Here is a 13,001-nt window from a genome sequence, read left to right on the forward strand (position 1 = left end):
CCTGGCCGCACCGTGACCGAGCGCCGGGCGACCGGTCACGGTGACCGATCAGTGGTGACCGTGACCGCTGGTGATCTCCTTGTACTCCTCGACCGTCGGCTTCGGAATCTGGTTGCCCTCGCCGTAGTACCCCTTGGAGAGCTTGGCGCGCAGCTTCTCGCTCCGCTTGACCTGGCGCTCGACGCCGTTCTCGTCGACCGCCGGGCCGAGCTCCGCGGGCTGGTACTGCTCGTGCGCGGTCAGCGTGTGCAGCTGATCGGCGTCCAGCGGCTCGTGCACCTCGATGAACTCACCGTGCGGCAGCCGCTTGATAATGCCGGACTCGCGTCCGTGCAGCACCTTGTCGCGGTCCCGGCGCTGCAGGCCGAGGCAGATCCGCTTGGTGATGAGGAACGCCAGCACCGGCGCGACGAAGAAGGCGATCCGGACGAACCAGGTGATCGAGTTGATCGACAGGTGGAAGTGGGTGGCCCACAGGTCGTTGCCGCCGCCGATCAGCAGTACGAAGTACCAGGTGAGCCAGGCCACACCGACGCCCGTACGGGTCGGGGCGTTCCGCGGCCGGTCCAGGATGTGGTGCTCCCGCCTGTCGCCGGTGACCCAGGCCTCCAGGAACGGGTAGACCGCGATCACGACGAGCACCAGCGGGAAGAGCACGATCAGCGGGATCGCGATGCCCAGGACGAGCGTATGGCCGAGGAAGTTGATCTCCCAGCCGGGCATCACACGGATCAGGCCCTCGGAGAAGCCCATGTACCAGTCGGGTTGGGCACCCGTGGAGACCATGTCGGGACGGTAGGGCCCGATGGCCCAGATCGGGTTGATCGACGCGATCGCGGCGATGACCGCGATCACACCGAAGACCAGGAAGAAGAAGCCGCCCGCCTTGGCCATGTAGACCGGCATGAGGGGCATGCCCACGACGTTCTTCTCGGTCCGTCCGGGGCCCGCGAACTGGGTGTGCTTGTGGTAGAAGACCAGGATCAGGTGGCCCACCAGCAGGCCCATCATGATGCCGGGCAGCAGCAGGATGTGGACCGTGTAGAACCGGGCCACGAAGTCGCCGCCCGGGAACTCCCCGCCGAACAGGAAGAACGACAGGTAGGTGCCGATGACCGGCGTGGCGAGGATGGCGCCCTCCATGAACCGCACACCGGTGCCGGAGAGCAGGTCGTCCGGGAGCGAGTAGCCGGTGAAGCCGGTGAACATGCCCAGGACGAGGAGGAGGAAGCCGAAGATCCAGTTGACCTCGCGCGGCTTGCGGAAGGCGCCCGTGAAGAAGACGCGCATCATGTGCACGAGCATGCCGCCGATGAAGATCAGCGCGGCCCAGTGGTGGATCTGCCGGATCAGCAGACCGCCGCGGACGTCGAAGCTGATGTGCAGCGTGGAGTTGAACGCCTCCGACATCAGCTGGCCCTGCAGCGGGACGTAACTGCCGTGGTACACCACCTCGTTCATCGACGGGTGGAAGAACAGCGTCAGGTACACACCCGTGAGGATGAGGATGATGAAGCTGTAGAGGGAGACCTCACCCAGCATGAAGGACCAGTGGTCCGGGAAGATCTTGCGCAGATTGGCCTTGGCCAGGGAGTAGATTCCGAGCCGGCCGTCCGCCCAGTCGGCGAGCCGCTCTCCGGCGGGCGCCTGGCGGCGGGACGCGTTGCGTGTGGTGCTGCTCATCGTCATCCACGCTCCCAGAAAGCAGGACCGACGGGCTCCGCGAAGTCGCCGAGCGCTTCGAGGAAGCCGTCCTGGTTCACGCCGATGCGCAGCTGCGGCAGGGCGTGACCGGCCGGGCCGAACAGGACGCGGCCCCCGTCGGAGAGGTCGAAGGTGGACTGGTGGCACGGGCAGAGGACGTGGTGCGTCTGCTGCTCGTACAGGGAGATGGGGCAGCCCACGTGGGTGCAGATCTTCGAGTAGGCCACGATGCCGTCGTGCGACCAGTCCAGTTCGCGCTTGTCCTTGATGTTCTCCGGCTGGAGCCGGACGATCATCAGCGCGGCCTTGGCGATCTGCTGCTGGAAGTCCTCGTCGCGCTCCTCCAGGCCCTCCGGCTTGGCGAAGGTCAGCGAGCCCACCGGGATGTCCGCGGGACGCAGCGGCTGGTCGGTGTTCTGGTTGACGAGCAGCAGGCCCTTGCGCCACATGGTGTGCCGCAGCTTGTCCTCGGGCTTCGGGCCGAGGCCGCCGAGCAGGAAGACACCGCCCAGCGGGAGCAGCGCCAGCGCACCGAACATGGTGGTGCGGATCAGACCGCGGCGGCCGAGTGCGGACTCCTTGGCGCCCTGGGCGAAGTCGGCGAGCACCTTGTGCTTGGTGTCTGCGTCCGCCTCGATCGGGTGGCGCTCGTCCGCGATCTCCACGTCGGACATCAGGGTCCGCGCCCAGTGAACGGCGCCCGCACCGATGCAGAAGAGCGCCACGCCGAGGGTGAGCCCCAGCGCGAAGTTCATGGCGTTGATGTGCCCGATCGGGAAGACGAAGATCGACTTGTCCCGGGGGATCGCGAAGTAGGACGCAATGAAGCCCACCGTGCAGAGCATGGAGAGCGTGAACAGCAGGGCGACGGTGCGCTCGGAGCGCTTGGCCGCCCGCTCGTCGATGTCCTGGATCCGGGCCTCGTGCGGGGGCAGTCCGGGGTCCGCGAACGGGTTGTCCTCGTCCGGGACGGACACCTCGCCGTGTGCGTCGCTGCGCTCCGGCAGGTTCTCTTCTGGCATGTCGTGGCTACTCATGACTTCTTGGCCTTTGCGGTCCGAGCGGCGACCCAGGCGGCGATGGCGACCAGCGCGCCGAGACCGAAGATCCAGGCGAACAGACCCTCGCTCACGGGGCCGAGTCCGCCGAGCTTGAGGCCACCGGGGCTGGTGGTGTCGTCGCTGTTGACCGCGTGCAGATAGGCGATGATGTCCTTCTTGTTCTGCTCCGGCATGACGCTGTCCGGGAAGTTCGGCATGTTCTGCGGGCCGGTCTGCATGGCCTCGTAGATGTGCTTCGGATCCACGTTCTCCAGCGACGGGGCGAACTTGCCGTGCGTCAACGCGCCACCCTCACCGGTGAAGTTGTGGCACTGCGCGCAGTCCGTACGGAAGAGCTCACCGCCCTTGGCGATGTCGGCGCCCTTCGGGTCGTACTGGTTCTTCGTCGGCACGCTGGGCCCGGCGCCCAGGGAGGCGATGTACGCGGCGAGCTGGTCGATCTCGGCCTGCGAGTAGATGACCCGCTTGCGCGGCGCCTGTGCGCCCTGCTGCTGCAGTGGCATACGGCCGGTACCGACCTGGAAGTCGACCGCCGCGGCACCCACGCCCACCAGCGACGGGCCGTCTGAGGTGCCCTGGCCTCCCGTGCCGTGGCAGCTGGCGCAGCCCACCGAGAAGAGCCGCTTGCCCTCGTCGATGGCGAGGGACTGCGCGGTCTCGTCGGCCTGTGCCTTGTCCGCGGGCGCGAACGCGGTGTACAGCCCCCCGGTGGCCGCCAGCGCGAGGAGTAGGACGACGACCGCCGCCAGCGGATGGCGTCGTCGTGCGGAGAGCTTTTTCACGGATTACCCCGGTGTCAGGATCTTCTGCGTCGATGCTTCAGGTGTGCGAGCGGGCCGCGGCCCGGTTACTTGATCAAATAGATCGTGGCGAAGAGGCCGATCCAGACGACATCGACGAAGTGCCAGTAGTAGGAAACGACGATGGCGGCTGTCGCCTGGGAGTGGGTGAACCTCCGCGCGGCGTACGTACGGCCGAGGAGCAGCAGGAAGGCGATGAGTCCGCCCGTCACGTGCAGCCCGTGGAAGCCGGTGGTCAGGTAGAACACGGAACCGTACGGGTCGGAGGAGAGCGAGAGGCCGTCCTCCTTGACCAGGTTCGTGTACTCGAAGATCTGACCGCCGATGAAGATCGCGCCCATGATGAAGGTGATGATGAACCACATCCGGAGCTTCTTCACATCACCGCGCTCGGCCGCGAACACGCCGAGCTGGCAGGTGAGGGAGGAGAGCACCAGGATGGTGGTGTTGACCGACGAGAACGGAACGTTCAGGTGGTCGGCCATCGACCGCCAGTGATCCGGCCCTGTCACCGATCGCAGGGTGAAGTACATCGCGAAGAGGGCCGCGAAGAACATCAGCTCGGAACTCAGCCAGATGATGGTTCCGACACTGGTGAGGTTCGGCCGGTTGACCGACGGGTGCGCGTGCCCGGTCTCTACTGTCGTTGCTGTCGCCACGCCGACATTATGTCGGTCGCTTATCTCGCACTCACTCCGGGGGGTGCCGTTCGGTGTGTCCACGGCATACGCGGGGCCGCGGGAGCGGATCACGGCACGTCGCGGACCCGCTGCCCAGCGGGGTTTCAAGGGAGTAGCATCCGCGCATCGGGTCCGGGGCAGGCTCCCCGTGGACCCGCCGGAAGACCCGGTAAGCCCCCCAGGAGCATGGAGGAGCAATGCAGGCCACGGCCACGGTGCTGGTGTACAGCGACAATGCCCGCACGCGCGAGGAGGTCCGGCTGGCGACGGGCCGCAGGCCGGCGACCGATGTTCCCGAGGTCGAGTTCGTCGAGTGCGCGACGCTGCCGGCGGTGCTGAAGGAGATGCAGCAGGGCGGCATCGACGTCTGCGTGCTGGACGGCGAGGCGGCGCCGGCCGGCGGCATGGGTGTCTGCCGCCAGCTCAAGGACGAGATCTTCCGCTGCCCGCCGGTGCTGCTGCTCATCGGGCGGCCGCAGGATGCGTGGCTGGCGACGTGGAGCAGGGCGGAGGCAGCGGTGACGCTGCCGGTGGACCCCGTTGAGTTCGCCGACGCTCTGGCCGGGCTGTTGCGTTCCCGACTCGCCGTAGGAGCGTAGCGTCCCGACGGGGCGCGGGGAACTGCGCGAGCAACCCGCCACCGGCCGTCCCCCGTGCCTTGAGGGCGTGGGAGGCACCCCCACCGACTCCGACAGAGGCAGCCCCTTTGGGCCGGTGGCGACCTGGCACGTCTCGTTGTGGCTTGTCGCGCGGTTCGCCGCGCCCCCAGGTGGGCCGGGGCGGGGCCCCACATTCGGGGGCGCGAGGGTCAGACCTCCGGGCGCAGGCGGGCGGACTGGACGATCTTCTTCTGCTCGGGGTCGGCTGCGCCGTCCCCGAGCAGCGCGCTGCCCTGCCGCCACTTCGCCCAGTCGAGGTTCCAGTCCCCGAAGCCGTTCCCGAACGGGTCCATGCTCTCGCCGTCGCTGCCGACGACCCGCACGATGTCGCCCTCACGCACCGTGTTGAAGAACCACTCGGCGTCCTCGGTGCTCATGCCGGTGCAGCCGTGGCTGACATTGGCGGCGCCCTGGGAGCCCACGGACCAGGGCGCGGCGTGCACGTACTCGCCGCTCCAGGTGACCCGGGTCGCCCAGTGCACCGGCAGGTCGTAGGAGTCGCCGCTGCCGGCGGCTATGCCGACGGTGGCACTGCGCATCTGTACGAAGGCCTGCTTCTCCAGGACCACCTTGACGCCGTTGCGCGTCTCGAAGCCCGGCTTGCCGGTGGTGACCGGCATGTCCTTGACGTCCTGACCGTTGCGGTAGACGACCATTCTGTGGGTGCTGGCGTTGGTGACCGCCTCGATCCGGTCGCCGGTGGTCAGCTTCAGCGGCTTGGTGGCGCCGCCCCAGAGCCCCTCGTCGATCTTGATGCCCCGCAGGCCGCTGGTCACCCTGATGGTGGCGTGGGCGGGCCAGAACTCCCTGGGGCGGTAGTGCAGCGTCTTGTCGTCGACCCAGTACCAACTGCCTTCCACGGCGGGCTGGGAGTCCACCTTGAGGCCCCGTTCCACCGCGATCCTGGCGGCCCGGTCCCTGATCGGGGCGCTGAGCTTGGCCACGACGGGCTGGCCGACGCCGTATTCGCCCGCCTTGGGCTCGAAGGCGACCTTGAGGGTGCTCTTCTGCTGCGGGGTGCCGGTGCCGAAGGTGAGGACCTTGCGGCCGGGCTTCCCCTCGTCGTTCTCCGTGCTGACCCTGACGGTGTAGCGGGAGCCCGCGGCGAGCGGGCCCGTGCTGTGCCAGCGGCGGCCGTCGCCGGAGAGCCTGCCGGCTATGTACCGGCCGCCCTCGTCGACCGCCGTGACGTCGGTTATCCGTCCGCCCCCGCCGTTCGAGGTGATCTCCAGGGGCTTGCCCGGGTCGGCCTTGCCGTCCTGCACGCCGTTGAACGCGATCTGACGCGCCGCGTCGTAGGGCTCGGCCGTGAGCGGGTTACCGGAGTCGCAGGCCGTGGCGGTGCCGAGGGCGGCCGCCAGCAGGGAGCAGCTCCACACCATGCGGATTCGCGCTGACTGGTTCATATGTTCACGCTAGGAACGTTCCCGGGCCGCGGCGCGGCCGGTGAGCCGAACGGGCGATTCCCGCGGGGCATACGGGTGGACCCGGACACTCCGTGCGGAGTGTCCGGGTCCGGTGTGCCTCTGGCGTGCTAGGGGCGACGGGCACCGAGTGCCCGGTGGTGCCTACTGGTTCTGGCTCTCGCCCCGGTAGTACTCGAAGACCCAGCCGTACAGGCCGATCAGGATGATCGGGGCCCCGAAGTACAGCAGCCACCAGCCGAAGATGATGCCCAGGAAGGCCAGCGCACCGCCGGTCGCCAGGGCGAGCGGCTGCCAGCTGTGCGGGCTGAAGAAGCCCACCTCACCGGCGTCGTCCGCGACATCGGCGTCCTTGTTGTCCTGCGCGCCCGCGTCGACCCTGCGGGCGGTGAAGGCCAGGTAGTAGCCGATCATGACGCTCAGGCCGAAGGCCAGGAAGAGCGCGGTGGTGCCGGCCGGCTCCTTCGACCACACGCCGTAGACGATGGCCATGGCGAGGATGAAGGCCGCCAGCCAGAGGAACATCTTTCCCTGGATCTTCACTTTCCGGCCTCCTTGCCGCCGGTGACGCCGGCGGGCACGCCCGCTCCGACGTTCTCAAGCTGGTCGAGCGCGGCGATCTCCGGGTGGTGCAGGTCGAAGGCCGGGGACTCGCTCCGGATGCGCGGCAGCGTGAGGAAGTTGTGCCGCGGGGGCGGGCAGCTCGTGGCCCACTCCAGCGAGCGGCCGAAGCCCCAGGGGTCGTCGACGCCGACCTTCTTGCCGTACTTCGCCGTCTTCCAGACGTTGTAGAGGAACGGCAGCACCGACAGGCCGAGGACGAAGGCGCTGATGGTGGAGATGGTGTTCAGGGTGGTGAAGCCGTCGGCCGCGAGGTAGTCCGCGTACCGGCGGGGCATGCCCTCGACACCCAGCCAGTGCTGGACGAGGAACGTGCCGTGGAAGCCACAGAACAGCGTCCAGAAGGTGATCTTGCCGAGCCGCTCGTCCAGCATCTTGCCGGTCATCTTGGGCCACCAGAAGTGGAAGCCCGCGAACATCGCGAAGACCACGGTGCCGAAGACCACGTAGTGGAAGTGCGCCACCACGAAGTACGAGTCGGAGACGTGGAAGTCCATCGGCGGCGAGGCCAGGATGATGCCGGTCAGACCACCGAAGAGGAAGGTGATCAGGAAGCCCACCGCCCAGAGCATCGGTGTCTCGAACGACAACGAGCCCTTCCACATGGTGCCGACCCAGTTGAAGAACTTCACACCGGTCGGCACGGCGATCAGGAAGGTCATGAAGGAGAAGAACGGCAGCAGCACACCGCCGGTGACGTACATGTGGTGCGCCCACACGGTCACGGACAAACCCGCGATGGCGATGGTGGCGCCGATCAGGCTGCCGTAGCCGAACATCGGCTTCCTGCTGAAGACCGGGATGACCTCGGAGATGATCCCGAAGAAGGGCAAGGCGATGATGTACACCTCTGGATGGCCGAAGAACCAGAAGAGGTGTTGCCACAGCAGCGCCCCGCCGTTGGCCGCGTCGAAAACGTGCGCCCCGAACTTGCGGTCGGCCTCCAGCGCCAGCAGCGCGGCGGCCAGCACGGGGAAGGCCAGCAGCACCAGCACACCGGTCAGCAGCACGTTCCACACGAAGATCGGCATGCGGAACATCGTCATGCCGGGGGCGCGCATGCAGATGATGGTGGTGATGAAGTTGACCGAGCCGAGGATGGTGCCGAAGCCGGAGAAGGCCAGGCCCATGATCCACATGTCGGCACCGATGCCGGGCGAGCGGACCGCGTCGGACAGCGGGGAGTAGGCGAACCAGCCGAAGTCGGCCGCGCCGTCCGGGGTGAGGAAGCCGCCCACGGCGATCAGCGAGCCGAACAGGTACAGCCAGTACGCGAACATGTTCAGCCGGGGGAAGGCCACATCGGGAGAACCGATCTGCAACGGCATGATCCAGTTCGCGAACCCGGCGAACAGGGGCGTCGCGAACATCAGCAGCATGATCGTGCCGTGCATCGTGAACGCCTGGTTGAACTGCTCGTTCGACATGATCTGCTCACCCGGGCGGGCGAGCTCGGCGCGCATGAAGAGCGCGAGCACACCGCCGATGAGGAAGAACGCGAACGACGTGGCCAGGTAGAGCGTGCCGATCGTCTTGTGGTCGGTGGTGGTGAGCCACTTGACGATGACGTTGCCGGGCTGCCTGGTCCGGGCCGGTACCTCGTTCTCGTACGTCTCCGCGGGCGACGCGGTGCCGTGCTGAGGTTCGTTGAGGATGCTCACAGGTTCTGTGTCTCCCGGTTCTTCTCGTGGCCCGTCTGCGCGATACCGGCCGGGACGTAACCGGTCTGGCCCTTCTTCGCGAGATCCGCCAGGTGCTTCTGGTAGCGCTCCGGAGAGACGACCTTCACGTTGAAGAGCATCCGGGAGTGGTCGACGCCGCACAGCTCAGCGCACTTGCCGCGGAACGTGCCCTCCCTGTTGGGGGTCACCTCGAAGGCGTTGGTGTGGCCCGGGATGACGTCCTCCTTCATCAGGAAGGGCAGCACCCAGAAGGAGTGGATGACGTCGCGGGAGGTCAGCACGAAGCGGACCTTCTGCCCCTTGGGAAGCCAGAGGGTCGGGCCCGGGTTGTTCGTCTGCGGGTTGCGCTCGGCCGGCGTGCCGACGTCGTAGACGCCGCCGGCGTGGGCCGGGAAGTCGGCCTTGAAGCGGTCCGGGATGTCGGCCAGCTCCTTGGCGGTCTTCGCGTCACCCGTCGAGCCCGGCACGTTCTCCACGTAGTTGAAGCCCCAGCTCCACTGGAAGCCGACCACGTTGATGGTGTGCTGCGGCTTGTCGGAGATGTCCAGGAGCTTCGACTCGTCGCGCGCGGTGAAGTAGAAGAGCACCGCGACGACGATGATGGGGACCACCGTGTACAACGCCTCGAGCGGCATGTTGTACCGGGTCTGCGGAGGAACCTCGACCTTCGTGCGGCTGCGCCGGTGGAAGATGGCCGCCCACAGGATCAGGCCCCAGACCAGCACGCCCACGGCGAGCGCCGCCGCCCAGGAGCCCTGCCAGAGGGAGAGGATCCGCGGAGCCTCCTCCGTTGCCGGCGTGGGCATCCCGAGGCGAGGGAAATCCTTGTACGTGCAACCGGTGGCGGTCACCAGGATCAGGCCCAGAGGCAGCACCTGCAGCAGCTTCCGCCGCATCGGGCGCGGCGAGGTGGGGGTACCGCCCGCGCCCGTTGAGGCGCGGGGGAGGTCGGAGCCGTTGGGACTCACGTAGCGCCTTCCCGAGAGTCTCGCCCGCGCGTTCGGCTCGGCCTTCTCGCTGGTCGTTCGCCGTCCTGCGGCGGGCAGGGGTTTGGATGTTTATGCGGAGCAAACCCTACTGGACGCGGTTTCCGCCTGCGCGGGGAGGGTGCCCAACGCGCCGCTCCCGCTCCCCCGACGGGGTCCCCCCGCCCCGCGCGGCCCCGCGGCGCCGCGCGCCCCGGCTACCGTACGAACCGTGCCGTACTTCGACGTCGCCTCCACAGCTCCGCTCCACCCCGTGGCCCGCCAGGCCCTGCACGCCGCGCTGGACGACGGCTGGGCGGACCCGGCCCGGCTCTACCGCGAGGGCCGCCGGGCCCGGTTGCTGCTCGACGCGGCACGGGAGGCGGCGGCCGAGGCGGTGGGCTGCCGCCCGGACGAACTGGTCTTCACCTCCTCGGGCACCCGGGCCCTGCACACGGCCGTGGCCGGGGCCCTGGCGGGCCGCCGCCGCGCCGGCCGCCATCTGGTCGTCTCCGCGGTGGAGCACTCCGCGGTACTGCACGGCGCAAAGACGCACCGGGCGAGGGGGGGCGAGGTCACCGAGGTGCCGGTGGACCGCACCGGGGCGGTGTCCGCCGAGGCGTTCGCCGGCGCGCTGCGCGACGACACGGCCCTGGCGTGTCTCCAGTCGGCCAACCACGAGGTGGGCACGGTCCAGCCGGTTCAGGAAGCAGCCGAGGCGTGCCGTGCGGCCGGGGTTCCACTGCTGGTGGACGCGGCGCAGTCGCTGCCGTGGGGGCCGGTGCCGGGCGGCTGGTCACTGCTGACGGGCAGCGCGCACAAATGGGGCGGGCCGCCCGGGGTCGGGCTGCTCGTCGTGCGCAAAGGTGTCCGATTTGCTCTGGAAGGTCCCCGTGACGAGCGGGAGTCGGGGCGTGCGGCGGGCTTCGAGAACGTTCCGGCGATCGTGGCGGCCGCGGCCGCGCTGCGCGCCGTGCGGGCGGAGGCGGCCGTGCAGGGCGGACGGCTGCGGGAGCTGACGGAGCGGATCCGGGCCCGGGTACCCGAGCTGGTGCCGGACGTGCAGGTGGTGGGCGATCCGGTGCACAGGCTGCCGCACCTGGTCACCTTCTCGTGTCTCCATGTCGACGGTGAGGCGCTGCTGCACGAGCTGGACCGGGCCGGGTTCTCGGTGTCGTCCGGGTCGTCGTGCACCAGCAGCACGCTGACGCCGAGCCATGTGCTCAAGGCGATGGGAGTGCTGAGCGAGGGCAATGTCCGCATCTCGCTGCCGTTCTCCGTAGAGGCGGCGGATGTGGAGCGGTTTCTTGCGGTGCTGCCGCGGGCGGTCTCCGCGGTGCGGGCGCGGTTGGACGCGCCGGGGGCGCCGGTGCCGGGGGCGCCGGGGGCCCACCCGGCTCCGGCCGGGGAGCCGGGTTCCCTGGTCGTCGACTCGCTGGGCAGGCTCTGCCCCGTCCCGGTGATCGAGTTGGCCAAGGCGATCGGGAAGGTGCCGGTCGGGGGCACGGTGACGGTCCTCGCGGACGACGAGGCGGCCCGGCTCGACATTCCGGCGTGGTGCGGCATGCGCGGCCAGGAGTTCGTGGGCGAGGAGCCCGCGGACCACGGGTCCGCATACGTGGTGCGCCGCCTCACCTGACGACGCACGGCACGCCGGAAGGCGCGCGGCGCCCCCGGAAGGGGCGTGGCGCCACCGAAGTGCGGCTCCGTCCCGTGGGCGCGCCCCCTGCGGGTCGCCACCGGCCCCAAAGAGGCAGAACCCCGTCGTCGCCGGACCACCGGCCAGTGGACGGCCGCACGCGCCACGCGGCGGAGCCGCACACCGGCGCAGCCCCGCACCCCCGAGGCGGGCCGGGGCGCAGCCCACGAGCGGGGGCCCGGGCTACGCCCGGGGCAGGGCCCTGGTCAGGTGGTCGTGGACCTCCGCGGCCGCCTCCTCGCCGTACGCCTTGGTGAAGCGGTCCAGGAAGTGATCGCGGCGCAACTCGTACTCCTGGGTACCGACCGTCTCGATGACCAGCGTCGCCAGCATGCAGCCGAGCTGGGCGGCCCGCTCCAGGCCGACGCCCCACACGATGCCGGAGAGGAAGCCGGCACGGAACGCGTCGCCCACCCCGGTCGGGTCGGTCTTGGTCTCCTCCTGCGGCACGCCCACCTCGATGGGTTCCTCACCGGCGATGTCGATACGGACGCCGCGTGCGCCGAGTGTGGTGATGCGGTGGCCGACCTTGCCCAGGATCTCCTCGTCGCTCCAGCCGGTCTTGGACTCGATGAGCCCCTTCTCGTACTCGTTGGAGAACAGGTACGCGGCCCCGTCCAGCAGGGTGCGGATCTCGTCGCCGTCCATGCGGGCGATCTGCTGCGAGAAGTCCGCCGCGAACGGGATGGAGCGGGTGCGGCACTCCTCGGTGTGCCGGAGCATCGCCTCCGGGTCGTCGGCGCCGATGTGCACCAGGTCGAGGCCCTGCACCCGGTCGGCGACGGCCTTCAGCTCGATGAGGCGGGCCTCGCGCATGGCGCCGGCGTAGAAGGAGCCGATCTGGTTGTGGTCGGCGTCCGTGGTGCACACGAACCGGGCGGTGTGCAGCACCTCGGAGATCCGCACGGAGGCGGTGTCCACCCCGTGCCGCTCCAGCCAGGCGCGGTACTCGTCGAAGTCGGCACCCGCTGCGCCGACCAGGATGGGCGCGGCGCCGAGCTGCCCCATGCCGAAGCAGATGTTGGGCGCGACACCGCCGCGGCGCACGTCGAGGGTGTCGACGAGGAAGGACAGGGAGACCGTGTGGAGCTGGTCCGCGATGAACTGGTCGGCGAAGCGGCCGGGGAAGGTCATGAGGTGGTCGGTGGCGATGGAGCCGGTGACTGCGATGCGCACGGCGGGATGCTCCTGCGGGATCGGTGGGCTGGGCCTCATGGCCCGGACACAGCACTCTGACACGAGAAGGGGTCGCGGGACTCCGGAACCCCCGCGGAACCGGGCCGAGGACCCGGATGGAATCCGGAGCGGAACCGGAGCGGTGCGGCTGCCGGGCGGGACACCGGGGGCAGGGCACCGATATGTCCTGTCAACGGCTGGTCCGGCCGGTGCCGATACTGCTGATACTCAAAAATAACTGATATCAGGCCTTTCTTCGCGGCCACGGTGGTGCATACGGTTCCGTCATGACTGACTCCACGGGTCGGGATCATGGTTCGCCCGCGGCGAGCACCGGGCTGGCCGCGCTGCGCGGCCACTGCGCCCGGATGGTGCCGCACTGGGTGACGCCCCCGGCCGCCGTGCCGCGCCCGGTGCCGCCGTCGCGCATCCACGGGGTGGTGGTGCCCCCGGGGTCCGCCCGGCTGCTGGACGCGATGTCCGACTACGGGGACTGACGCGTCGGCCACCCGGTGACGCGCTCGCACGCC

At 69.2% G+C, this 13,001-nt stretch carries 12 protein-coding genes; 3 read left to right on the plus strand and 9 right to left on the minus strand.

All coding sequences use genetic code 11. From position 1 onward, the window contains the following. Nucleotides 1-48 precede the first annotated feature (48 nt). From qcrB to ctaE, 4 genes are all read right to left on the minus strand, one after another. Nucleotides 49-1,689: a cytochrome bc1 complex cytochrome b subunit gene (qcrB, locus tag ACSMXW_RS06745; protein WP_485804553.1), complete on the minus strand. Its 1,641-nt coding sequence runs from the start codon at nt 1,687-1,689 to the stop codon at nt 49-51. Next, the gene (gene qcrA, locus ACSMXW_RS06750; RefSeq protein ID WP_485804554.1) at nt 1,686-2,741 is read right to left on the minus strand and encodes a cytochrome bc1 complex Rieske iron-sulfur subunit; all 1,056 of its coding nucleotides are present in this window, start codon (nt 2,739-2,741) and stop codon (nt 1,686-1,688) included. The genes qcrB and qcrA overlap by 4 nt, the downstream gene beginning before the upstream one ends. Next, nucleotides 2,738-3,547 (minus strand): cytochrome bc1 complex diheme cytochrome c subunit, encoded by an 810-nt coding sequence (qcrC, locus tag ACSMXW_RS06755; protein WP_485804555.1) that lies wholly within the window; start codon nt 3,545-3,547, stop codon nt 2,738-2,740. Before qcrC ends, qcrA begins: the two co-directional genes overlap by 4 nt. A 65-nt stretch (nt 3,548-3,612) precedes the next feature. Continuing rightward, nucleotides 3,613-4,224, minus strand: coding sequence for an aa3-type cytochrome oxidase subunit III (gene ctaE, locus ACSMXW_RS06760; protein WP_485804556.1), 612 nt, complete (start codon nt 4,222-4,224; stop codon nt 3,613-3,615). Nucleotides 4,225-4,442: 218 nt separating this feature from the next. On the opposite strand from ctaE, the gene ACSMXW_RS06765 reads away from it, so the two are divergent. Continuing rightward, complete coding sequence (locus ACSMXW_RS06765) at nt 4,443-4,844, plus strand: hypothetical protein (RefSeq protein WP_485804557.1); 402 nt, start codon at nt 4,443-4,445, stop codon at nt 4,842-4,844. Nucleotides 4,845-5,053: 209 nt separating this feature from the next. Here ACSMXW_RS06765 and ACSMXW_RS06770 read toward each other — a convergent pair whose 3' ends face one another. From ACSMXW_RS06770 to ctaC, 4 genes are all read right to left on the minus strand, one after another. After that, the gene (locus ACSMXW_RS06770; RefSeq protein WP_485804558.1) at nt 5,054-6,310 is read right to left on the minus strand and encodes a L,D-transpeptidase; all 1,257 of its coding nucleotides are present in this window, start codon (nt 6,308-6,310) and stop codon (nt 5,054-5,056) included. A gap of 162 nt (nt 6,311-6,472) precedes the next feature. Next, on the minus strand, nt 6,473-6,871 hold the full coding sequence (locus tag ACSMXW_RS06775) for a cytochrome c oxidase subunit 4 (protein WP_485804559.1): 399 nt from the start codon (nt 6,869-6,871) through the stop codon (nt 6,473-6,475). After that, nucleotides 6,868-8,610 (minus strand): aa3-type cytochrome oxidase subunit I, encoded by a 1,743-nt coding sequence (gene ctaD / locus ACSMXW_RS06780; protein WP_485804560.1) that lies wholly within the window; start codon nt 8,608-8,610, stop codon nt 6,868-6,870. Before ctaD ends, ACSMXW_RS06775 begins: the two co-directional genes overlap by 4 nt. Then, nucleotides 8,607-9,599, minus strand: coding sequence for an aa3-type cytochrome oxidase subunit II (ctaC, locus tag ACSMXW_RS06785; protein ID WP_485804561.1), 993 nt, complete (start codon nt 9,597-9,599; stop codon nt 8,607-8,609). Before ctaC ends, ctaD begins: the two co-directional genes overlap by 4 nt. A gap of 229 nt (nt 9,600-9,828) precedes the next feature. Between ctaC and ACSMXW_RS06790 the strand changes: the two genes are divergently transcribed. Continuing rightward, on the plus strand, nt 9,829-11,235 hold the full coding sequence (locus ACSMXW_RS06790) for an aminotransferase class V-fold PLP-dependent enzyme (RefSeq protein ID WP_485804562.1): 1,407 nt from the start codon (nt 9,829-9,831) through the stop codon (nt 11,233-11,235). A gap of 243 nt (nt 11,236-11,478) precedes the next feature. On the opposite strand, the gene ACSMXW_RS06795 is transcribed toward ACSMXW_RS06790, so the two are convergent. Continuing rightward, nucleotides 11,479-12,471, minus strand: a complete 993-nt coding sequence (locus ACSMXW_RS06795) for a carbohydrate kinase family protein (RefSeq protein WP_485804563.1) — start codon at nt 12,469-12,471, stop codon at nt 11,479-11,481. A 287-nt stretch (nt 12,472-12,758) separates the two neighbouring features. Between ACSMXW_RS06795 and ACSMXW_RS06800 the strand changes: the two genes are divergently transcribed. After that, nucleotides 12,759-12,968, plus strand: a complete 210-nt coding sequence (locus ACSMXW_RS06800) for a hypothetical protein (protein ID WP_485804564.1) — start codon at nt 12,759-12,761, stop codon at nt 12,966-12,968. Nucleotides 12,969-13,001: the final 33 nt, after the last annotated feature.

This window comes from Streptomyces sp. DSM 116793, from assembly GCF_057320905.1.